The organism is Streptomyces sp. NBC_01296 (assembly GCF_035984415.1).
In the GTDB taxonomy this organism is placed as follows: domain Bacteria; phylum Actinomycetota; class Actinomycetes; order Streptomycetales; family Streptomycetaceae; genus Streptomyces.
Genome location: NZ_CP130721.1, coordinates 219,698 through 238,874 on the forward strand (window position 1 = coordinate 219,698; position 19,177 = coordinate 238,874).

The 19,177-nt window shown below is 70.1% G+C and carries 22 protein-coding genes and 2 pseudogenes; 13 read left to right on the forward strand and 11 right to left on the reverse strand.

Going from position 1 to position 19,177, the window contains the following annotated elements; genetic code table 11:
- Nucleotides 1-91 precede the first annotated feature (91 nt).
- From OG299_RS41175 to OG299_RS42985, 3 genes and pseudogenes are all read right to left on the reverse strand, one after another.
- Nucleotides 92-415 carry a hypothetical protein gene (locus tag OG299_RS41175; RefSeq protein WP_327364806.1) on the reverse strand — a complete coding sequence of 108 codons (324 nt, stop codon included), beginning with the start codon at nucleotides 413-415 and terminating at the stop codon, nucleotides 92-94.
- Between the two features lie 335 nt (nucleotides 416-750).
- The gene (locus OG299_RS41180; protein ID WP_442817623.1) at nucleotides 751-1,647 is read right to left on the reverse strand and encodes a group II intron reverse transcriptase/maturase; all 897 of its coding nucleotides are present in this window, start codon (nucleotides 1,645-1,647) and stop codon (nucleotides 751-753) included.
- Nucleotides 1,648-1,743: 96 nt separating this feature from the next.
- Nucleotides 1,744-1,872 (reverse strand): annotated as a pseudogene (locus OG299_RS42985) (transposase family protein); the annotation flags it as partial.
- Between the two features lie 174 nt (nucleotides 1,873-2,046).
- Between OG299_RS42985 and OG299_RS41185 the strand changes: the two are divergent.
- From OG299_RS41185 to OG299_RS41195, 3 genes are all read left to right on the forward strand, one after another.
- Complete coding sequence (locus OG299_RS41185; protein WP_327364808.1) at nucleotides 2,047-2,196, forward strand: hypothetical protein; 150 nt, start codon at nucleotides 2,047-2,049, stop codon at nucleotides 2,194-2,196.
- A gap of 106 nt (nucleotides 2,197-2,302) precedes the next feature.
- Nucleotides 2,303-2,485 carry a DUF5302 domain-containing protein gene (locus OG299_RS41190; RefSeq protein ID WP_327364809.1) on the forward strand — a complete coding sequence of 61 codons (183 nt, stop codon included), beginning with the start codon at nucleotides 2,303-2,305 and terminating at the stop codon, nucleotides 2,483-2,485.
- A gap of 310 nt (nucleotides 2,486-2,795) precedes the next feature.
- Nucleotides 2,796-3,158 carry an acyl-CoA carboxylase epsilon subunit gene (locus tag OG299_RS41195; RefSeq protein WP_327364810.1) on the forward strand — a complete coding sequence of 121 codons (363 nt, stop codon included), beginning with the start codon at nucleotides 2,796-2,798 and terminating at the stop codon, nucleotides 3,156-3,158.
- Between the two features lie 129 nt (nucleotides 3,159-3,287).
- Here OG299_RS41195 and OG299_RS41200 read toward each other — a convergent pair whose 3' ends face one another.
- The gene (locus OG299_RS41200; RefSeq protein ID WP_327364811.1) at nucleotides 3,288-4,013 is read right to left on the reverse strand and encodes a TetR/AcrR family transcriptional regulator; all 726 of its coding nucleotides are present in this window, start codon (nucleotides 4,011-4,013) and stop codon (nucleotides 3,288-3,290) included.
- Between the two features lie 112 nt (nucleotides 4,014-4,125).
- Here OG299_RS41200 and OG299_RS41205 point away from each other — a divergent pair, with 112 nt between their 5' ends.
- Complete coding sequence (locus OG299_RS41205; RefSeq protein WP_327364812.1) at nucleotides 4,126-5,202, forward strand: alpha/beta fold hydrolase; 1,077 nt, start codon at nucleotides 4,126-4,128, stop codon at nucleotides 5,200-5,202.
- Nucleotides 5,203-5,249: 47 nt separating this feature from the next.
- Here the strand turns inward: OG299_RS41205 and OG299_RS41210 are convergent, their stop codons facing one another.
- From OG299_RS41210 to OG299_RS41220, 3 genes are all read right to left on the reverse strand, one after another.
- A complete protein-coding gene (locus OG299_RS41210) occupies nucleotides 5,250-5,957 on the reverse strand; it encodes an SDR family NAD(P)-dependent oxidoreductase (protein WP_327364813.1) in 708 nt (235 codons plus the stop codon).
- A gap of 45 nt (nucleotides 5,958-6,002) precedes the next feature.
- Nucleotides 6,003-6,239, reverse strand: coding sequence for a response regulator transcription factor (locus tag OG299_RS41215; protein ID WP_327364814.1), 237 nt, complete (start codon nucleotides 6,237-6,239; stop codon nucleotides 6,003-6,005).
- Between the two features lie 134 nt (nucleotides 6,240-6,373).
- Nucleotides 6,374-7,000, reverse strand: coding sequence for a TetR/AcrR family transcriptional regulator (locus tag OG299_RS41220; RefSeq protein ID WP_327365002.1), 627 nt, complete (start codon nucleotides 6,998-7,000; stop codon nucleotides 6,374-6,376).
- Between the two features lie 113 nt (nucleotides 7,001-7,113).
- On the opposite strand from OG299_RS41220, the pseudogene OG299_RS41225 reads away from it, so the two are divergent.
- The 3 genes and pseudogenes from OG299_RS41225 (at nucleotide 7,114) to OG299_RS41235 (ending at nucleotide 8,699) form a co-directional block, all read left to right on the forward strand.
- Nucleotides 7,114-7,717 (forward strand): annotated as a pseudogene (locus OG299_RS41225) (dihydrofolate reductase family protein).
- A 15-nt stretch (nucleotides 7,718-7,732) separates the two neighbouring features.
- On the forward strand, nucleotides 7,733-8,104 hold the full coding sequence (locus tag OG299_RS41230; protein WP_327364815.1) for a cupin domain-containing protein: 372 nt from the start codon (nucleotides 7,733-7,735) through the stop codon (nucleotides 8,102-8,104).
- 82 nt (nucleotides 8,105-8,186) lie between these two features.
- Nucleotides 8,187-8,699, forward strand: a complete 513-nt coding sequence (locus tag OG299_RS41235; RefSeq protein WP_327364816.1) for a nuclear transport factor 2 family protein — start codon at nucleotides 8,187-8,189, stop codon at nucleotides 8,697-8,699.
- Nucleotides 8,700-8,843: 144 nt separating this feature from the next.
- Here the strand turns inward: OG299_RS41235 and OG299_RS41240 are convergent, their stop codons facing one another.
- Entirely contained in the window at nucleotides 8,844-9,191 is a 348-nt protein-coding gene (locus OG299_RS41240) for a hypothetical protein (RefSeq protein ID WP_327364817.1), read from the reverse strand.
- Nucleotides 9,192-9,246: 55 nt separating this feature from the next.
- Complete coding sequence (gene argB / locus OG299_RS41245) at nucleotides 9,247-10,161, reverse strand: acetylglutamate kinase (protein ID WP_327364818.1); 915 nt, start codon at nucleotides 10,159-10,161, stop codon at nucleotides 9,247-9,249.
- Nucleotides 10,162-10,591: 430 nt separating this feature from the next.
- Between argB and OG299_RS41250 the strand changes: the two genes are divergently transcribed.
- Nucleotides 10,592-10,813 (forward strand): MbtH family protein, encoded by a 222-nt coding sequence (locus tag OG299_RS41250; protein ID WP_327364819.1) that lies wholly within the window; start codon nucleotides 10,592-10,594, stop codon nucleotides 10,811-10,813.
- Between the two features lie 42 nt (nucleotides 10,814-10,855).
- Here the strand turns inward: OG299_RS41250 and OG299_RS41255 are convergent, their stop codons facing one another.
- Nucleotides 10,856-12,211: a lysine N(6)-hydroxylase/L-ornithine N(5)-oxygenase family protein gene (locus OG299_RS41255; protein ID WP_327364820.1), complete on the reverse strand. Its 1,356-nt coding sequence runs from the start codon at nucleotides 12,209-12,211 to the stop codon at nucleotides 10,856-10,858.
- A gap of 316 nt (nucleotides 12,212-12,527) precedes the next feature.
- On the opposite strand from OG299_RS41255, the gene OG299_RS41260 reads away from it, so the two are divergent.
- Nucleotides 12,528-13,172 (forward strand): FMN-binding negative transcriptional regulator, encoded by a 645-nt coding sequence (locus OG299_RS41260; protein ID WP_327364821.1) that lies wholly within the window; start codon nucleotides 12,528-12,530, stop codon nucleotides 13,170-13,172.
- Between the two features lie 27 nt (nucleotides 13,173-13,199).
- Here OG299_RS41260 and OG299_RS41265 read toward each other — a convergent pair whose 3' ends face one another.
- Nucleotides 13,200-13,811 (reverse strand): LmbU family transcriptional regulator, encoded by a 612-nt coding sequence (locus OG299_RS41265; protein ID WP_327364822.1) that lies wholly within the window; start codon nucleotides 13,809-13,811, stop codon nucleotides 13,200-13,202.
- A 432-nt stretch (nucleotides 13,812-14,243) separates the two neighbouring features.
- Between OG299_RS41265 and OG299_RS41270 the strand changes: the two genes are divergently transcribed.
- From OG299_RS41270 to OG299_RS41285, 4 genes are all read left to right on the forward strand, one after another.
- Entirely contained in the window at nucleotides 14,244-15,416 is a 1,173-nt protein-coding gene (locus OG299_RS41270) for a serine hydrolase domain-containing protein (protein WP_327364823.1), read from the forward strand.
- Nucleotides 15,417-15,663: 247 nt separating this feature from the next.
- Nucleotides 15,664-16,692, forward strand: a complete 1,029-nt coding sequence (gene argC / locus OG299_RS41275) for an N-acetyl-gamma-glutamyl-phosphate reductase (protein ID WP_327364824.1) — start codon at nucleotides 15,664-15,666, stop codon at nucleotides 16,690-16,692.
- Between the two features lie 22 nt (nucleotides 16,693-16,714).
- Nucleotides 16,715-17,866 carry a bifunctional glutamate N-acetyltransferase/amino-acid acetyltransferase ArgJ gene (gene argJ, locus OG299_RS41280; RefSeq protein ID WP_327364825.1) on the forward strand — a complete coding sequence of 384 codons (1,152 nt, stop codon included), beginning with the start codon at nucleotides 16,715-16,717 and terminating at the stop codon, nucleotides 17,864-17,866.
- 70 nt (nucleotides 17,867-17,936) lie between these two features.
- Nucleotides 17,937-19,166, forward strand: a complete 1,230-nt coding sequence (locus OG299_RS41285; RefSeq protein ID WP_327364826.1) for an acetylornithine transaminase — start codon at nucleotides 17,937-17,939, stop codon at nucleotides 19,164-19,166.
- Nucleotides 19,167-19,177: the final 11 nt, after the last annotated feature.

The window sequence follows — 19,177 nt, forward strand, 5'->3', positions numbered from 1 at the left end:
CCGGCGCATGAAACGCCCGTGGCGTCCGCCGTCTTCGGACGGCGGACGCCACGGGCGCGAGGAAGGGAAGGGAAGGGAACGGAAAGGGGTGTCAGGCCCCGGGTCCGGCGTTCGCGCCCGAACCGGGACGGATCAGCAGTGCGGCCAGCAGCGCGACACCCGCGCACACCGCGCCCGCCGTGAAGCCCAGGGACATCCCGGACCGCGAGGCGACCGCCACCAGCATCGCCAAGCCCAGCGAACCGCCCAGCGTCTGCACGGCATTGAGCATGCTGGAGGCCGCTCCGGCGTCCCCGCGCCGCAGCCCGGAGGGCTTGTACTCGTCGAGCTTGGTGGGTCGGCTTTGCCACTGACCGGTGAACAGCTGCTCCGGCTCTGCGGCGTGGGCAAAGCGGAGCACGGTGCTGAAGCCCATGCCGAGCTGGCGGGCGATGGACCGCTTGCTGTGTCCAGCGGCCAGGAGCGCGTGGACGGTTGCATGCTTGGCGCGGGTTCGCTCGGCGAACCGGTGTCCTGTCGGCCACGGCGACGACGTGGGCGGATCTAACGTTTGCTGGGGCTCCTCCGGTGGCGCCGGTGCGGTCGCAGGCACGCACGGTGTTGGAAGACGCACTTCACGGCGGCTTCGCCGAGGTTGTGCCAGAGGGTACTGGTGGGCCGTCGGCGAGGTGCCTGCTGAGCAGGTCCTTTTCCCACGGCCCCCAGCCCGAACGACGCATGCGACTTTCACCGCACGTCGCTCTCCAGTGACTACTCCGTGAGTGCTGGGACAGACCTTCGTCCGTGGATGTCCGCATGACAACTTCCGCAGACCACAAGGGTTTTGCGATGTCGTGCGGCCATGAGATCTGCCCACGGTGGCCGGTCAGGACCTGGCTTTCCGAGGTCAGCGAGCTTGGCGACGTGGTGAACCTCCACCCCGTCGATGCGTCCGCATGACTCGCATCGCCCGGCGAGGAGACGGGTGACCAGCTCCTTGCGCTTGGTACTGACTGGTGCCAGCTGACGGTCGGTAACAACCGTCTTCTTGTTCTGTCGCAGCGGGATCCCGCCGAACCGTCCGACCAGTGGATTCCTGCCGGTGCGTTCGACGCGGGCCTCGAAGCACTTGCGTGGCCCGTGCGGTGTCTCGGTGGTGGCCGCGTATTTGCGAGCCATCTTCGACACCGACGAGCGGTGCTTGTTGGCAAGCGTCATCAGCATCGAGGTCTCCATGACCCATTGCAGCCGGGCGAGTCGGAAGACATCGCCGGCCATCAGGTAGTACTGGACGATGCCGCGGTACTCGGACCCGTAGGTGCTGATGATGTCGTGATCACCGTGGTTCAACAGCTCGGGCCGACGCGTGGGTTTGCCACGCTTCATGTACTGGGCTTGCTTGGCAGATACCACCGAACGAGGGACACGCAGACCGATAGTCCCATTGACAGAGCGTCGTCTGCCCGAAACCTTGCGGTCGTTGTGGTGCACGTTGATGTGGTAGCCGAGGAACCTGGCAGCCTGGGTGCGGGCGTGCGTGACGCTGGGCGGATCCGGCAGCGAGGCGATCAGCCTCAGCAGCGTGTTCCGGCTGACCCGCACCCCGAATGCGTCGGACATACGGGCGCCGGCACGTCCTGCGAGCGCAAGACCGACCGAGACCAGCATCGATCTCAGCCGCTCCGTCCGCCGACCGAACCGACGTGTAAGCCCAGGTACCTGCTCGACGAACGTCTTCCGCGGACAGGACTCCTCCGCGCAGACGAACCGGCGCACCCGTAACGACACCACGACGAGTCTGCCAGCGGTTGGCAGGTCACGGGGAAACCGCAGGTAGGAACCGTGTATCCGTTCCGACCAGCACGCGCAGTCCGGGAGGTCGGGCGCGAGCACCCGCTGACCGGCATGTCGCAGGCCAGCACCGTGCCGTGCGGGTCGAGCACGCGCGGGACCGTGAGGACGATCTTGCCGGTATGCCGTCCCGACGCCATGTGGCGGAACGCGCCGGGCGCCTCCCTCACGTCGTACGCGAGGTGTGGCAGGGGCTCGATCGCGATGATCGCCGCCGTGGCGACCGCGGGAGCCGGCCTCGACTGGTACAACGTCGCGGTCTTCGCCCTCGTCGCCCTGCTGAGCCCGCTCCTGCCCGCCTCGAAGGCGCCTCGGGAAGCACCGGAGGAGACGGCCGCCGAGCCCCGCGTCCTCGAGAACGCCTGACGCCCCGCGCATGGCGAATTCCATTCGCCGGAATGGCAAATGCGGGGTCGCAATTCTCGTATTTGTATGCCAGACTTTTTTCGTCGATTGATTGCAGGAGGTACGTATGACTGACAAGTCGTTCGACGGTGGCATTGCTCAGGATGCCAAGGAGAAGTTCCGCGAGGCGCTGGAACGCAAGGCCCACGCCACGCGCGCCCGTACGGCCCACGAAGAGGGTCGCATCCGGGTTAAGAACATGAGCGGTTCGGCCGGGCAGAAGCGGTATTTCCGCAGGAAGACCGGCTGATCTCCACCCCCTGCGCCGCCGCGGCCATTCCACGAGAATGAGCCGCGGCGGCCTTTTTGTGTACGCGTGAATCTGGCCCGCCCGGCCTGCTGGAATTCTGCTTGATGGTGACTCGAATGCCGGTGGGGTTCTGCTCGAAAAGAACTGGACGGTTTCCCTGTGGGCGGTGCATTCAAGCCACACTGGGAGTCCTGAGCGAGTGCTCCGTATCCGTTCCCGTGCGGAACCCGAGTCAAGCTGTAGCGCCGCGTCCCAGCCTGGAGTGTGCGGCACCGGCTGTTCCCGGTGCATCCGTGTCGAAAGGGCCCGAATGAGCATCGTCGAGGAACGACCGCTGGCGACCGAGCTCGCCCCTGCGCCCGCCTTCCGCGCCCCCTCGGTGCGCGTGGCCCCCGTACCGCAGTGCCCGGCGCAGCCACCCGTGCGTACCGACGGCCCCCCGGCTCCCATCACCGCAGAACCCTCCCTGGCCCTGGCCATGGCCATGGCCTCGATCCGGATCTCCAGGGGCAACCCCACCGCCGAGGAGACGGCCGCACTGGCCGTCCTCCTGACGGCCCGTCTGCGTCTGCTGCACGGGGCCCGTGAGTCCGAGGCCGCCGCCCCCCGCGTCCGCAGGCTCCCGCGCCCCGCCTGCCCGCAGTTCCGTGCCCCGGGCGCCTGGGCCTCGTGACCCGGTACTGACGGCCCGCCGGGGGCGGAGCGGGCCCGGTCCGCGACCAGGCCCGGCCCGGTCGACCCGCCGGGTCAGCCCGGCCCGGTCAGCCCGGCCCGGTCAGCCCGGCCCGGTCAGCCCGGCCGGTCACCCCCGCCCGGTCAGCGCGGCAACTCCGTCCAGGATCCGCTCCAGCCCGAAATCGAGCGGGTCGTCGCCGTGCGGGGCGAACGCCCCGCCCGCGACGGCCGCGGTCAGCGCCGGGAACCGCCCGCCGTGCCGTTCCAGTACCTGCACCGTCAGCCGGTCCCACTCCTCCCGGCCCTCCGCATCATCGTCCGTGCGCTGCTGCGCCAGATTGCGGATGTGCCCGATGACGAGCAGGAACACGTCGTGCTGCTGCGCGAAGGACAGTCCCGTCCCCGCCAGCGCGGCCAGGGCGGAGTCCAGCCACCCCAGCTGACGGGGCCCCATGAGCTGGCGGCGCATCCCGGTGGCGGCCACCATCCACGGCCGGCGCCGGTACTGCTCCCAGCATGCGCGCGCCCACGCGTCCAGCTGCGGACGCCAACCCCCCGGCACGCCGGCGAGATCGGGAGCCGGCCCGAACGCCGCGTCGACCATCAGGTCGAGCAGCTCCGTCTTGCCCGGGACGTAGCGGTACAGCGCCATGGTGGTCACGCCCAGGTGCGCGGCGACGCCCTGCATGGACAGCGCGTCCAGCCCCTGTGCATCGGCGATGCCGAGGGCGCTGTCCACGATGCGCTCGACGCTCAGTGAGGGCTTCGGGCCGCGCCTGGGCTGTCCCTGCTCGCCCCACAGCAGCGCCAGGCTGACCGCCGGATCGCGCTTCTCGTCCCTGCTCCTGGCCATGCGGCCCCGCTCCTCGGATCGCTGCGAGCCCGACCTGGTTGACGGCACGCCCTGGAACTGTATATAACATAAACGAAATTGCTTATCGCGTACACAGTCACTGGGGGTCACCATGCTCGTCACCGTCCTCGCCACCTCCGCCGCCCTCCTCGCCGCACCGGTCACCGGCCTGCTGGGCCACCGGGCCCTGCGTCGCGCTGGCAACGCCCGGCTCCTGCGTATCGAGGGCCCCCGCGGCATCGACGAACAGCGCTTCGTCCGGATCGGCGGCATCGAGCAGTGGATCTCGATCCGCGGCGAGGACACGGCCAACCCGGTGGTGGTCGAGATCCACGGCGGCCCCGGCGCCTCCCACTCGATCTTCGCCACGCGCACCCGGTCCTGGGAGAAGCACTTCACGGTCGTGCGCTGGGACATGCGCGGCGCGGGCAAGACCTTCGGCCGCTCCGGCCCCGAGGGCCAGGGCGAGATGAGCTTCGCCCGGCTGTACGAGGACGCCCTCGAGGTCACCCGGTACGCCCGCGAGCGGCTCGGTGCCGACCGGGTCGTCCTGGTCGCGAGCTCGCTCGGCAGCGTCTTCGGGCTGCGCCTGGCCCGCAGCCACCCCGAGCTGTACTCCGCCTACGTCGGCACCGACCAGAACATCCTGGACGCCGGCCGCGACACCTCCGTACACGAGGCGCTCCTGGCCCGGCTGCGCGCCGCCGGCAGGCACGAGGACGCCGCCGCGGTGGCGGGGATGAGCGGCGACCCGCACCGCCTGACCGCCGAGCAGCGGGCCACGTACGACAGGCTGACCGTGGCCTCCGATCCCCTGACGCTCGACACCCTCAAGAAGGTCGTGCTGGGGTCGCTGTGGTTCTCGCCGCTGCACTCGCTGCGCGAGCTGGGGCAGTACTTCGCGGGCATGAAGTTCTCCGCGCAGCTCACCCCCGCCCTGGCCGCGTTCGACGACCGGGCCGACGGCACCCGCTTCGAGCTGCCGTTCTTCGTCTTCCAGGGCGACCGGGACGTCATCACCCCGGCCGGCCGCGCCAGGGCGTTCTTCGACGAGGTCGAGGCCCCGGCCAAGGAGTTCGCGCTGATCGAGGACGCGAGCCACTTCGCCTCGTTCCGCCACCCGGACCGGTTCCTGCACCTGATGCTGACCCGGGTCCGCCCGGTGCTGACCGAGGCCGTGCGGGCCTGAGCCGCCACCCCGTCGACCGGAGCCCGGCCGCCACCCGCCTCCACGGCCTACCAGGGCAGCGGAAGGCCGTCGCGGAAGAAGCCGCCGGTGGGCCCGGAGTCCGGGAGGGTGGCGGCCCAGACGATCCCCGCCGCCCCTTCCCGTACGGGACGGCCGCCCGGGCCGCCCATGTCGGTCGCGACCCAGCCGGGGCAGACGGAGTTCACCAGGATCCCGTCGCCGCGCAGCTCGGCCGAGAGCATGCGGGTGAGGGCGTTCAGGGCGGCCTTGGAGGCGGTGTAGGCAGGGGTTCCGCCGCCCATGCTCGTCAAGGACGCGGCTTCGCTGCTGACATTGACGATCCGCCCGTGCCGGCCGGCCCGCAGCAGCGGGAGGAAGGCCTGCGCGGTGCGCCAGGGGCCGTAAAGGTTGGTGTCGGCGGCCTCGGCGACCACGTCGAGGTCGGCCGTCGTGGCGCGCTGCCAGGTGCCGTACGCGATGGCCGCATTGTTGACCAGGACGTCGAGCCGCCCGAAGCGATCGCGCGTCTCGCGCGCGGCCTGCTCGGCGCTCGCCCGGTCCCGTACGTCGAGGGCCACCGGGTGGACGTCACCTCCCCCGGCGCGGAGCTCCGCCGCGGCCTCCTCGGCAGCGGGCAGGGAACGAGCGGTCAGCAGGACGGTGTGCCCGAGCGCGCCGAGCTGTCGGCACACTTCCCGTCCGATGCCCCTGCTGCCGCCGGTGACCAGGGAGACGGTCCGCTCGCCACCCGTCATGGCGCTCCTGCCTCTGTTCAGCCGTGCCTGTCTCTGTCCAGGGGGTCACAGTCCGAGGGAGATGGCCAGTCGGGTCAGTTCGGCGGTGCTGTTGATGCCCAGCTTGGCGCGGATGCGGCGGAGGTAGGCGTCGACGGTGTGCTTGGAGAGTCCCATGTGGCGGGCCGTCTGCAGGTAGGTGCGGCCGGCGGCGATGTGTCCCAGTGCCTCCTGCTCGCGCGGGGCGAGGGCGAGGGCGGCGGTCTCGGTCTCGGTCTGCGGGGTGGTGAGGGTGAGGCTCATGGGATTTCCCTCCGACGGATCGGATCGGTCATCTCTGCTCGCGCCCTCGGAAGCAGGTGGACATGTAGCTGAATGTCCGGTTTGTCCTGCTTAAAATCCTGCGCTCGCACCTTCACGACGGTGTCCGCCGACTGTCACAGGCGTGTGACGGGACCCGCCTGCAGTGCGGCGCCGAGCATCGCGCGGAGGAGGTCGGTCTCCGGGAGGAGCGCGGCCTCGATCCGGTCGTCGGTGCAGCCGGCCAGGGTGAGCTCCTGGATGCGCCGGAACAGCAGGCGGTCCGCTGCGGCGATCAGGGCGGCGGCGGCCCGGGGCGCGATGGCCGGGGCGTGGTCCGGAGCCGCGGCCGTCAGGGCTGCGGCGAGTGCTTCCTCCCGCTGGTCGTGCAATTCGCGCAGCCGGGCGGTGAGGGTGGGGCTGTCGGCGACCATGCGGGCGAAGGCGGGTCCGGTGAAGCCGACGACGGGGCTGTGTTCCAGCAAGGCGGTGCGGAACGTCCGGCCCAGGGCGGTGAGCGGCTCTTCTCCGGGCCCGCGTTCGGCGACGGTCCGGGCCAGGCCCTCGGTGAACGCCTCGTGGTGGTCGAGGGCGAGGTCCTCCTTGCGGGGGAAGTAGTTGGTCACCGTCTTCTTCGCCACGCGTGCCGCGGCGGCGATCTCGGCGATGGTGGTCTGCTCGAAGCCCTGCTCGATGAAGAGCCTGGTCGCGCAGTCGGAGATCAGCTGCCTGGTCTCCTGCTTCTTGGACTCACGGAGCCCCATCTCGGTAGCCATGGGAAAATCTTACATCCATGGCAAAATTATGCTTGACCGACCGAAGTGGCCAGGCGTAAAGTTACGTCCGTCGCAAAATTACCCCCAGTGAACGGAACTGGATGCGCCAGCTCACCTACTTCGTCGGCGCCAGCATCGACGGCTTCATCGCCGCCCCTGACGGCGGCTTCGACTTCCTCATGGCGCACGTCACCGAGGCCTACGTCCCGCACCCTGGCCGCCGAGTACGCGGACACCCTCCCGACCGCGGGCCGCGTCGCCCTCGGTGTCGCGGAGGACGTGCCCAACACCCGCTTCGACACCGTGCTCATGGGCCGCGCCACCTACGCCCCGGGCGTGCCCGCCGGTCTCACCAGCCCGTACGCCCACCTGCGGCAGATCGTGCTCTCCCGCTCGCTCACCCCCAGCCCGGACCCGGCCGTCGAGGTGACCGCCGAGGACCCGGTCGCCCTGGTCCGCAAGCTCAAGCAGGAGGACGGGCTCGGGATCTGGCTCTGCGGCGGCGCCGACCTGGCCGGCCAGCTGCTCCCGGAGATCGACGAGCTGATCGTCAAGCAGTACCCGGTCGTGGCCGGCAGCGGCATCCCGCTCTTCCGCGCCGACTTCTCGCCGCACACCTTCCGCCTCACGGACAGCCATGTGTTCGAGGACGGCAACCTCATCCTCACCTACACGAAAGCCACTTCCGACGGCAGCACCGACTGAACAGAGGACCCCGCCATGCTCGTGATCACCCCCACCGCCGAGAACGTCACCGAGTCCCCGAACGCCCGTATGACCGGCCTGGCCGCTCCCAGCCGAGGGAGTACGGAACTCAGCACCTGGACCGTCGCGATGGAGGCCGGCCGGAGCGGCCCCGAGCACTCCGTCAGCCGCGAGCAGGTCTGGACGGTGACCTCCGGCGTCCTCGAGGTCACCTGCGGAGGCCGCACCGAGAAGATCGCCGCCGGCCAGACCCTCGTCCTGCCGCCGGAAGCGCTCCGTCAGGTCCACGCCCCGCAGGCGGCCGAGGCCCACGTCGCCATGCGTGCGGACGGCGTGGTCTCCGTGCCCGGCACCGAGGGCACCCGCGTACTGCCCTGGGCCCGGTGACAGCCCGCCGCCGGACCGGCCCCTCGTGGCACATCCGTCGCCGGCGGGAGTGCTTGAGGAGCATTTGAAGGATGCTCGATCCGTGCCTCAGAGACTGTCCGTACCGAGTACGGACTCCCTGGAGGCTTGGATCATGACCGTCGAGATGGTGTCCACTGCCGAACGTACGTTCCAGGGCCAGGAGTTCGCCGCCCTGTACGCGGAGGCGCAGCAGTTCTACGCCCTCCAGATGCAGATCCTGGACGCGCACGACACCGAGCGCTGGGCGGGCACCTTCGCCGAGGACGCCGTCCTCGAACTGCCTTCCCTGTCCGAGCCGGTGGCTGCCCGCGCCGGGCTCGCCCGCTACGAGCGCGCCGGCGCGGCCGCGCAACGGCGGTCCGGCAGCCCCCTCGGCCACTGGGTCGGCATGCTCGACGTACAGCCCCGGGCGGACGGATCGCTGCACACCCGCTGCTCGGCCCTGGTGTACGCCACGCAGGCCGGAGGCAGCTCCAAGGTCCTGTACGTGTGTGTCATGGAGGACGTCCTGGTCCGCGACCGCGGCGAGTGGCGCATCGCGCACCGCAGGGTGATCCGCGACGACCTGGCCTGAGCCACCGGCGTGACACGGCGTTGAGAGGCCACCGCCGGCCGGTGCTCCCGGGCACCGGCCGGCGGTGGCCCTGCTGCGCCCATGGCTGCGCCCCTGCTGCGCTCATGCGCGGCCGGCGGGGCCGCGACGCTCCCCGCCCGGATCTCAGGTCAGGCTGGTGAACGCGGCGAAGACGTCGTCGAGTTCGTGCGTGTGCACGGTGAGCGACTCCGAGGTGATCGCCGCCGCGTCGAGGATCGCGAGCACGGTCCGCAGGGTCTCGATGCCGGCGTCGGCGGGGATCTGGAGGGTGAGCGTCGCCGGGTCGCTCCACGCCTCCCCGAGGCCCGGGCCGGATCCGGCGCCGAACGCGGCGGCGGCACGTTCGAGCGCGATCGCATCGGCGAACCGCAGGCGGACGAGTCCGTCGGGCGGACCGTTCCGGGGCGGGTCGCAGGGGGGCGGTCCGGCGGGGGGCGGGACCACCGTGAGCTCCCGAGGTGTGCGCGTCACCGGCGGTGCCCTCCCCTTCGCGCGAGTGCCCTCGTTCGCTGTCGCTGCTGATCGCTCACCGCAGGATCTCCGCCTCATCCGGGTCCGGCACGATCACCGTGCCGACCCCGTCCTCCGTGAACATCTGGAGGAGAACCGAGTGCGGGACCCGTCCGTCGATCACCCGGGCCGCGCCCACGCCGCCCCGCACGGCCTGCAGGCAACCGGTCATCTTGGGCACCATGCCGTCGCTCAGTTCCGGCAGGAGCTTCTCCAGCTCGCAGGCCGTGAGCCGCCGGATGACCTCGTCACTGTGCGGCCAGCCCGCGTACAGACCCGCGACGTCCGTCATCATGACGAGCGCCTCGGCACGCAGTGCGGTCGCGAGCGCTGCCGCCGCGGTGTCGGCGTTGACGTTGTAGACCAGGCCGTCCTCGGCGCTGCGCGCGAGCGGCGAGACCACCGGGATCCGGCCGTCCGCCAGCAGGCTGTCCAGGGCGCCGGTGTCCACGCGGGTGATGTCGCCGACCCGGCCGACGTCCACCGGCTCCCCGTCGATCCACGGCACGTGCCGCACCGCGGTGAGGGTGTCCGCGTCCTCGCCGGTCATACCGACGGCGAGGGGGCCGAAGCGGTTGATCAGTCCGACCAGTTCGCGCTGCACTTGGCCGGCGAGGACCATCCGTACCACGTCCATCGCGGCCGGCGAGGTGACGCGGAGCCCGGCTCTGAACTCGCGCTCCAGGCCCCGCCGCGCGAGCTCGGCATCGATCTGTGGGCCTCCTCCGTGCACCACCACGGGCCGCAGCCCGGCATAGCGCAGGAAGACGATGTCGCGGGCGAAGGCCGCCTTGAGCTCCTCGTTGACCATGGCGTGTCCGCCCAGCTTGATGACGACCGTCCGGCCCTGGTGGCGGGCCAGCCACGGCAGGGCGTCGCCGATGGACTGGGCCTTGGCCATGGCCGGGTGCATGCTGGCGGTGGCGGTCATTGGCACGACTCCTTCTGTGGAAGACACCGGCGACGGGCCGGGCCCCGATGGCCGGTGGACGTGCGCTCGAGAACGGCACGAAAACACTTGGCTGTGCTGCGGGCTTTTGGGATGGTGAACACATTTCGGCCCGAGCTGTGCTCGTGCCGTAATCATCGCGCGCGGACGCGGGCCGACGGAAGCCGATTCCAGGCGAACGCCCGAAAAGGCGACCGATTCTGCCACATGAGTGTGTCCCGCTTTCGGGACACGTCCTGTCAACAGGACAGTGGACGGCAGATATCGAGGTAATGGGTCCCGCAGACCTCCACGGGTTCCCGAAACGTGCATCATCTGGCTTGGCGGTCTCGCCAACTCCATCCCACCGATGGATGATGATTCATTTTCTGCTCGAAAATGAATCGTGGACGGCTTGAATTGGAGTGGACTGATGAGCAGCAACCCGTTCGACGACGCCGACGGCCGGTTCTACGTTCTGGTGAACGACGAGCAGCAGCACTCGCTGTGGCCCTCGTTCACCGAGGTTCCCGCCGGCTGGCGCATCGTGTTCGGCGAGGAGAGCCGTGACAAGTGCCTCGCGTACGTGGAGGACAAGTGGACCGACCTGCGGCCGCAGAGCCTGCGGGACGCGATGGCCGCCGACGCCGCGTGAGCTGACCGGGCACGGCCCGGAACCGCCGTGGGGTGTGCCGCGTCAGGCGGCCGAGGACGCTTCCGCCACGGGTTGGTTGAGGTCCAGCTCCCGCTCGGTGCGCCGCAGCACGATCGAATCGGCGATCTCGCCGCTGCGTACCGCGATGTTCGACAGCAGGGACGACGACATGCCGTGGGTGTGCTCGGTGCCGCCCTGGAGATAGACGCCGCAGGTCAGTCCCGATACGGTGACGAGGCGGTAGTCGCGTTCCACCCGGTGCCTGCCCGCCGCGTCGCGCTGGAAGTGCTGGTCGAAGTCGCCGAGCAGGCGGGCCGGGTCCAGGCCGTCGTAGCCGGTGGCGAACACGATCGCGTCGACCGCCAGCTCCTCCGTACGGTCGTCGAGCAGCGAGTGCAGTTCCACCCGAGCCCCGCTTCCGACGCGTTCGACCTCGGCGACCCGGGTGAGGTTGCGGAAGTGCAGCCGCTGGTCGCCGCCGCGCACCTGCTCCTCGTACGAGCGCTGGTACAGGGCCCGGATGACGTCGGCGTCGACCACCGAGTAGTTGGTGTTGCGGTGGTAGCGCCAGAACGCGTCCCGTGCCCGCTCGGTGCCGAAGTAGTATTCGTCGACCGCGTCGGGGTCGAACACCTGGTTGGCGAAGGGGGTGTCGTCGGCGACGGAGTAGCCGTACGACGGGATGACCGCGGAGACCTGGGCGTGCGGCAGCGAGTCGTAGAGGAACCGGGTGATCTCGGCCGCGCTCTGGCCGGCGCCGACCACCGCCACGCTCTTGAGGTCGCCCGCGGCCTGGGCGTTGAACTTGCTCAGGAACTCCGAGCTGTGCCACACCCGCTCGTCGGACGTCACGCCCTCCGGCAGGCGCGGCACCAGGCCCGTCGAGATGGTCACGTTGCGTGCGGTGACCACGCTGGTGGTGCCGTCGCCGCTGCGCACCTCGACCTCGAGGAGGTTGGGCGTCCGTGACCCGGCCTCGGTGATGGGCCGGATCGAGGTGACCTCGGCGCCGTAGGTGACCTTGTCGCGGAGGCCGGCGGCAGCCCAGTCCAGGTACTGGTGGAATTCGTGCCGGGTCGGGAAGAAGTCCTGGTTGTTCACGAACTGCACCAGCCGGTTGGAGGCGTGCAGGTACGAGATGAAGCTGAACCGGGACATCGGATTCCTGAAGGTCGCGAGGTCCTTGAGGAATGAAATCTGCATGGTCGTCGACGGCAGCAGCATGTTCCGGTGCCAGCCGAACGAGGGCTGTCGCTCGAAGAAATGGGACTTGACCGGATGCTGCGGAGCGCTCGCCCGGTGCTCCTCCAAGGCGATCGCGAGCGACATGTTGGACGGGCCGAAGCCAATGCCGACCACGTCGTAGATCTCTTGGTTGCGCCTGCCAGTTATGCCCATAGAAATTTCTCCCGCTTGCGTCTGGAAAACTCGGCCGGTGGCCCGAGAGACAGTTCTGCAGTGTTGCTCCCGAGAGTATCTCAAGGCAACTTGAAGACGGCCTGAAGACTGTTTCGAGGGCTTCTCGAGTTACTCGATTATTCGAAGGCTTTGTCCTGTCGACGGGACGGCGATATGGTCGGCGCGGATTATCAAGATCTCCGCGTGACGCGGCCGGTGGCAGTTTGCCCACGTGTCCTGTGTCCGGAGTAATGCGATCAGTCATGCCCTGAGCCAGGGTCATGCCCTGAGCCAATTGTCGAAAGGGTGTATCCGAATGTTCGTGCCCAGCTCTTACCGCGAACCGGACAGTTCGTGGATGGTGGACCTGATCCGTGGTAATCCACTGGCGCTCGCGGTGGCCAATGGCAGCCCCGAGGACGGTCCGTTCGCCACGCACCTCCCGGTCATCTTCGACCCCGAGACGTCCGGCGACTGGTCCGGCGAGCTCCCGGGCGCCACCCTGCTCGGACACATGAACCGGGCGAACCCTCACTGGTCGGCGCTGGAGACGGGCGGCGTCCTGCTGCTGACCTTCACCGGCCCGCATTCCTACGTGTCGCCCACGGTGTACGAGAAGACGCCGGCCGCGCCCACCTGGAACTTCACCGCGGTGCACGTCCGGGGCGTGGTGGAGAAGATCGACTCGATGGACGAGACGCTGAGCGTGGTGGAGTCCACCGTGCGCGCCTTCGAGGGGCGGTTCGGCACCGGCTGGGACATGACCGAGTCGCTCGGCTACTTCCGCAAGATCGCGCCCGCCGTGGGGGCCTTCCGGTTCACGGTGACCGGGGCCGAGGGCATGTTCAAGCTCAGCCAGGAGCAGCCGGACGAGGTGCGCGACCGGGTGCGGGAGTCGTTCGGGCAGAGCGCGTGCACGTACAAGCGCGAGACCGCCGGGCTGATGAGCCGGCTGTCCTGACGCACCGAAAGCCTCGGCGCCGGGGACTCAGGCGCTGACGGCCACGGGCCGGGTCTGCCCGGCGAGGTCGTCCAGGGCGCTCGCGGCCGCGCTGTCCAGCGTGGTCATCACCCACTGCTCGAAGTCGACGCCCAGCTGCTCCGCGGCCTTGTGCCACCACTGGACACGGCTGCCGGGGACCTCCAGACGGCGGCTCGGCTCGGTGGGAGTGCGGGGCAGCTGCCCGCCCTGGCGCGCGGCGCGGATGGCGCCGCGCAGCTGCCTGGTGGTCCACTGCCCCTGCTCGGCACGGTCGAGCCAGCGGTCCTGGTCCTCGACGGTCATGGAGGCCAGCTCGGCGTGGTGCTGGAAGCTCAGGGTGGGCCGGCGCCGGGTGAAGTCGAAGCGTCTCGCGACCCATGCGTAGTTGCGCAGGGTCTGGTACGAGAGGCCGACGGCCTGTATCCCGCGCTGGTACCGGTCGGTGTAGTGGTCCTTGCCGTACCTCAGCCAGTCGCCCAGCCACCAGGAGGACGAGTCGAGGACGCCGGCGAGCTGGCGCCCGGCCCGCTCCCACTCGTCGTAGGCCATCCCGGTCGGCATCTGCAGGCCCACCTTGGTCGTCAGCACCTGGCCCCGGCGCGGCGCGGCCCCCGTCATGCGCGGCTGCCGTGCCGGGGGCTGCGGGGGAGCGGCTGCCGGGCCGCCATGCGGCCCTGCGGTTAGACCGGCCTGACGTGCCATCATGCCTCCATCAGAAGGGTGTACATAACCGGCGAGAAGTTTCGCGAGGCGGGCTGGAGCGGTACCGGAGCGGCGTTCGAACGGCCGCACGGGTGTCCTGTCGGCAGGACGAAACGCAATCGCAGGTTCAATTCCGACCGGAATTCATTACCGACCACGGCTCTCTTTCCCGCCCGAATCGGCGGCCGTGGGACGCCAATAAGTCTGCTCGTTCACGTAATTCGGCCGCCTGGATATCGAAAAAGAACCAGTGGGCAGGTATTTTCATGCCGTGGTTCGATTTCGGCGAAGGACCGCACAAGTACCGCATCAGCCAAATTCGGACGACCCTCAGGACGGGGAATGAAGATGACGATACGGAAGAGACCAGGGGTCGGCGTGGTCGGTCTGGCGGCATTCGCGATCATGGCCACCGCCTTCACCGCTCCCGCCCAGGCAGCGGAGGACACGGCCCCCAAGGCGGCCGACCACCAGGCGACGCAGCGCGCGATCGACGCGGCCGTGGCTGCCGGCATCCCCGGCATCACGGTGGAAGCGCGGGATGCCAACGGCATCTGGAAGTCGGCATCCGGCGTGGGCAACATGAAGACGGGTGCCCCGCGCGGCAAGAACGACCGGTTCCGCGTTGGGCACGTCACCGCCACCTTCGTGGCGACGGTCCTCCTCCAGATGGAGGCGGAGAAGAAGCTCAGCCTCGACGACACCGTGGAGCGCCATCTGCCGGGCGTGGTGACGGGCAACGGCAACGACGGCCGTGCGATCACCGTACGACAGCTCCTCAACCACACCAGCGGCCTGTCCGACTACTTCGCCGACGCCGACTACGTCTCGACGTACGTCCTGGGCGACGGCTACCTCCAGCACCGGTACGAGACCATGCCGCACAAGAAGCGCGTGGACGTGGCCCTCTCCCACGCGCCGGTGTTCCAGCCCGGCACCCGGCACGGGTTCTCCAACACCAACGACATCCTGTCCGCGATGATCGTCGAGAAGGTCGGCGGCAAGCGGTACGAGGACGAGGTGCGCAAGCGCATCATCGAACCCCTGGGGCTCACGGCGACGTCCACCCCCGGCAACGGCGTCAACCTGCCCCAGCCGAGCAGCCGCGCCTACTCCAAGCTCTTCTTCCAGACGCAGCCGGACAAGATCGACGACGTCACCGAGGTCAACGGGTCGCAGTCCTGGGGCAACCTCGACATCATCTCCAGCGCAGCCGATCTGAACCGGTTCTACAGCGCCCTGATGCGCGGGAAGCTGCTGCCGTCGAAGCAGCTGGCGGAGATGAAGACGACCAACGTCAACCCCGACTTCCCGCTCTCGTCCTACGGCCTCGGCCTCGAGCGGCTGACGCTGGGCTGCGGCACCACCATCTGGTACCGCGACGGAGGCACGGTGGGCTGGCTCTCCCTGGTCGCCACCACCGAGGACGCCGGCCACCAGCTCACGTTCAACTACAACAGCGACTGGCGACCGGACGACCTCCTCACCATCCTCAACGCCGAGTACTGCGCCGCGCCCTAGCGCACACGCCGAGGCAGGTCACGAGGGCGCCCTCCCCGACCGAGACACCCCGGCGACACCCGGCGACACCCGGCGACACCAGGACGCCGGCCCGCACGACGAGCCGTGGGCGTGGTGCGGCCCGGCACCTGTGATCCGTGCCTTCGAGCCGCAATCAATCCCGAGGCTGTCGTATGTACGGCGAACGCGATGGGTGACAGGGCCCGGATCGCGTGAGAAGGACATGTGTGTCACATCGGGAGGGTTCATGACAGTGCGAGCAGCCGTGGCGGGGGCGAGCGGATATGCGGGGGGCGAGCTCCTACGCCTGCTCCTGGCCCACCCTGAAGTGGAGATCGGTGCTCTGACCGGGCATTCCAGCGCGGGACAGCGCCTCGGCGCGCTGCAGCCGCACCTGGCTCCGCTGGCCGGGCGTGAGGTACAGCCCACCACCGCCGACGCCCTCAAGGGGCACGACGTCGTCTTCCTCGCCCTCCCGCACGGCCAGTCCGCCGCCGTCGCGGAGCAGTTGGGCGACGAAACGCTCGTCATCGACTGCGGCGCGGACTTCCGCCTCGCGGACGCGGCCGACTGGGAGACGTTCTACGGCACGCCGCACGCGGGCACCTGGCCCTACGGCCTGCCCGAGCTGCCCGGAGCCCGCGCCGCGCTGGCAGGGACCAAGCGCATCGCTGTGCCGGGCTGCTACCCGACCGCCGTCCTGCTGGCCCTGTTCCCCGCGTACGCGGCGGGACTGGCCGAACCCGAGGCGGTGGTCGTCGCGGCGTCCGGCACGTCCGGCGCCGGCAAGGCGCCCAAGGCGGACCTGCTCGGCAGCGAGGTCATGGGCTCCATGCGGCCGTACGGTGTGGGCGGCGGCCACCGGCACACGCCCGAGATGGTGCAGTACCTCAGCGCCGCGGCGGGTCACCGGGTCGCCGTCTCCTTCACCCCGACCCTGGCCCCCATGCCGCGCGGCATCCTCGCCACCTGCTCCGCCGCGGCGCGGCCCGGGGTCGGCGCGGACGACGTACGGGCCGCGTACGAGAGGGCACTGGCCGACGAGCCGTTCGTACGGCTGCTGCCCGAGGGACAGTGGCCCAGCACCGGGGCCGTGTACGGATCGAACGCCGCGCAGATCCAGGTGGCCCTCGACCCGGCGGTCGGCCGGATCATAGCGATCAGCGCCATCGACAACCTCACCAAGGGCACCGCGGGCGGTGCCCTCCAGAGCATGAACGCCGCCTTCGGCCTGCCCGAGGGACTGGGGCTTTCCACGATCGGAGTCGCACCGTGAGCTGGGCGAACAAGGAGATGTAGTGAGCGTCACCGCAGCACGAGGCTTCACGGCGGCGGGCATCGCCGCAGGAATCAAGCAGAACGGCAACCGAGACCTGGCTCTCGTCGTCAACAACGGGCCGCGCTGCGCCGCGGCCGGCGTCTTCACCTCCAACCGGGTGCAGGCCGCCCCCGTCCAGTGGTCCCGGCAGATACTCGCCGACGGCCAGATCCGCGCGGTCGTGCTCAACTCCGGCGGCGCCAACGCCTGCACCGGGCCGCAGGGCTTCCAGGACACGTACGCCACCGCCGAGAAGGCCGCCGAGCGGCTCGGCCTGGACGCGGCGGACGTGGCGGTCTGCTCCACCGGGCTCATCGGCGTGCCGCTGCCCATGGACCGGATCCTGGCCGGCGTCGAGAGCGCCGCCACCCGGCTGTCCGCATCCGGCGGCGAGGACGCGGCGGTCGCCGTCATGACCACCGACACGGTGCACAAGACGGCCGCCGTCACCCGCGGCGAGTGGACCGTCGGCGGCATGGCCAAGGGCGCCGGGATGCTCGCCCCCGGGCTCGCCACCATGCTCGTCGTGCTCACCACGGACGCCGCCCTGGACAGCGCGGTCCTGGACCGGGCGCTGCGGGACGCCACCCGTTCCACCTTCGACCGGGTCGACTCCGACGGCTGCATGTCCACCAACGACACCGTGCTGCTGCTCTCCTCCGGGGCCTGCGAAGCCACCCCGGAATACGCCGAGTTCGCCGAAGCCGTCCACACGGTCTGCGCCGACCTGGCGCGGCAGCTCATCGGGGACGCCGAGGGCGCCAGCAAGGAGATCCGCATCGAGGTCGTGGGCGCCGCGAGCGAGGACGACGCCGTCGAGGTGGGCCGCTCCGTCGCCCGCAACAACCTCCTCAAGTGCGCCATCCACGGCGAGGACCCCAACTGGGGCCGCGTCCTGTCCGCCATCGGCACCACCGCCGCCGTCTTCGAGCCCGACCGCCTCAACGTCGCCATCAACGGCGTGTGGGTCTGCAAGAACGGATCGGTGGGCGAGGACCGCACGCTGGTGGACATGACCGGCCGCGAAGTCGGGATCACCGTGGACCTCGCCGCGGGCGCGGACTCCGCCGTGATCTGGGCCAACGACCTCACCGCCGAGTACGTCCACGAGAACAGCGAATACGCCTCATGAGCGCTTCTGCGTCTCATGAGGGCCCCCTGTACGCAGTGAACAACGACGTGAGCTTCGAGGGAGCGACGGCATGAGCAACGGCGCGGACACGGCGGACATGACCGGGGCGGGCAACGCGGCGCTGACCCGCCGCTGGCAGGCCGTCATGATGGACAACTTCGGCACCCCCCTGCTGCCCCTGGTCCGGGGCGAGGGCACCCGGGTCTGGGACGCGGAGGGCAACGAGTACCTCGACTTCGTCGGCGGCATCGCGGTCAACTCGCTCGGCCACGCGCACCCCGCGGTCGTACGGGCCGTCTCCGAGCAGGTCGCCTCACTCGGACACGTCTCGAACCTCTTCATGGCCGAACCGACCGTGCGCCTCGCCGAGCGCCTGCTGCAGCTCGCCGGTCGCCAGGGGCGGGTCTACTTCTCCAACTCCGGCGCCGAGGCCAACGAGGCGGCCTTCAAGATCGGCCGGCTCACCGGCCGCACGCACATGGTGTCGGCCGTCGGCGGCTTCCACGGCCGCACCATGGGGGCCCTGGCCCTCACCGGCCAGCCGGCCAAGCAGCGCCCCTTCCAGCCGCTGCCGGGCGAGGTCAGCCACGTGCCGTTCGGGGACGTGGAGGCCTTGCGCGCCGCCGTCACCCCGCACACCGCGCTGCTGATGCTGGAGCCCCTGCAGGGGGAGAACGGCGTGGTCGTGCCTCCGCCCGGCTACCTTCGGGCCGCCCGCGAGATCACCGCAGCGACCGGAACCCTCCTCGTCCTGGACGAGATCCAGACCGGCATCGGGCGCACGGGCCACTGGTTCGCGGCCGAGGCCGAAGGCGTCGAGGCTGACGTCGTCACCCTCGCCAAGGGCCTGGGCGGCGGTCTGCCCATCGGCGCGACGCTCGCCTTCGGCGCGGCCGCGGACCTGCTCACGCCCGGCGCGCACGGCTCCACGTTCAGCGGGAACCCCGTGGTGTGCGCGGGCGCCCTCGCCGTACTGGACACCATCGAGCGGACGGGCATCCTCGACCACGTGACCTGGACGGGGGAACGGCTGCGGCGCGGCCTGGAGACCCTGGACCACCCGTTGGTGCGCGAGGTCCGCGGCGCCGGCCTGCTGCTGGGCGTCGTGATCAACGGAGAGTTCGCGGCGCAGGTGCAGCAGGCGGCCCAGGACCGGGGCGTCCTGGTGAACGCGGTGATGCCGAACGTCATCCGGCTCGCCCCGCCGCTGAACGTGTCCGACCGTGAGGTGGACACGTTCCTCGACGGCTTCCGGGCGGCCCTGTCCGAAACCCTCGGCTCGGTGCTGACGGCGGCCTGACCGCCCGCGGG

Coding starts and splice junctions, on each gene's coding strand:
- OG299_RS41175 (WP_327364806.1), bottom strand. CDS start 415: ATGGGCTTCAGCACCGTGCTCCGCTTTGCCCACGCCGCAGAGCCGGAG.
- OG299_RS41180 (WP_442817623.1), bottom strand. CDS start 1,647: ATGCTGGTCTCGGTCGGTCTTGCGCTCGCAGGACGTGCCGGCGCCCGT.
- OG299_RS41190 (WP_327364809.1), top strand. CDS start 2,303: ATGACTGACAAGTCGTTCGACGGTGGCATTGCTCAGGATGCCAAGGAG.
- OG299_RS41195 (WP_327364810.1), top strand. CDS start 2,796: ATGAGCATCGTCGAGGAACGACCGCTGGCGACCGAGCTCGCCCCTGCG.
- OG299_RS41200 (WP_327364811.1), bottom strand. CDS start 4,013: ATGGCCAGGAGCAGGGACGAGAAGCGCGATCCGGCGGTCAGCCTGGCG.
- OG299_RS41205 (WP_327364812.1), top strand. CDS start 4,126: ATGCTCGTCACCGTCCTCGCCACCTCCGCCGCCCTCCTCGCCGCACCG.
- OG299_RS41210 (WP_327364813.1), bottom strand. CDS start 5,957: ATGACGGGTGGCGAGCGGACCGTCTCCCTGGTCACCGGCGGCAGCAGG.
- OG299_RS41215 (WP_327364814.1), bottom strand. CDS start 6,239: ATGAGCCTCACCCTCACCACCCCGCAGACCGAGACCGAGACCGCCGCC.
- OG299_RS41220 (WP_327365002.1), bottom strand. CDS start 7,000: ATGGGGCTCCGTGAGTCCAAGAAGCAGGAGACCAGGCAGCTGATCTCC.
- OG299_RS41230 (WP_327364815.1), top strand. CDS start 7,733: ATGCTCGTGATCACCCCCACCGCCGAGAACGTCACCGAGTCCCCGAAC.
- argB (WP_327364818.1), bottom strand. CDS start 10,161: ATGACCGCCACCGCCAGCATGCACCCGGCCATGGCCAAGGCCCAGTCC.
- OG299_RS41250 (WP_327364819.1), top strand. CDS start 10,592: ATGAGCAGCAACCCGTTCGACGACGCCGACGGCCGGTTCTACGTTCTG.
- OG299_RS41255 (WP_327364820.1), bottom strand. CDS start 12,211: ATGGGCATAACTGGCAGGCGCAACCAAGAGATCTACGACGTGGTCGGC.
- OG299_RS41260 (WP_327364821.1), top strand. CDS start 12,528: ATGTTCGTGCCCAGCTCTTACCGCGAACCGGACAGTTCGTGGATGGTG.
- OG299_RS41265 (WP_327364822.1), bottom strand. CDS start 13,811: ATGACGGGGGCCGCGCCGCGCCGGGGCCAGGTGCTGACGACCAAGGTG.
- OG299_RS41270 (WP_327364823.1), top strand. CDS start 14,244: ATGACGATACGGAAGAGACCAGGGGTCGGCGTGGTCGGTCTGGCGGCA.
- argC (WP_327364824.1), top strand. CDS start 15,664: ATGACAGTGCGAGCAGCCGTGGCGGGGGCGAGCGGATATGCGGGGGGC.
- OG299_RS41285 (WP_327364826.1), top strand. CDS start 17,937: ATGAGCAACGGCGCGGACACGGCGGACATGACCGGGGCGGGCAACGCG.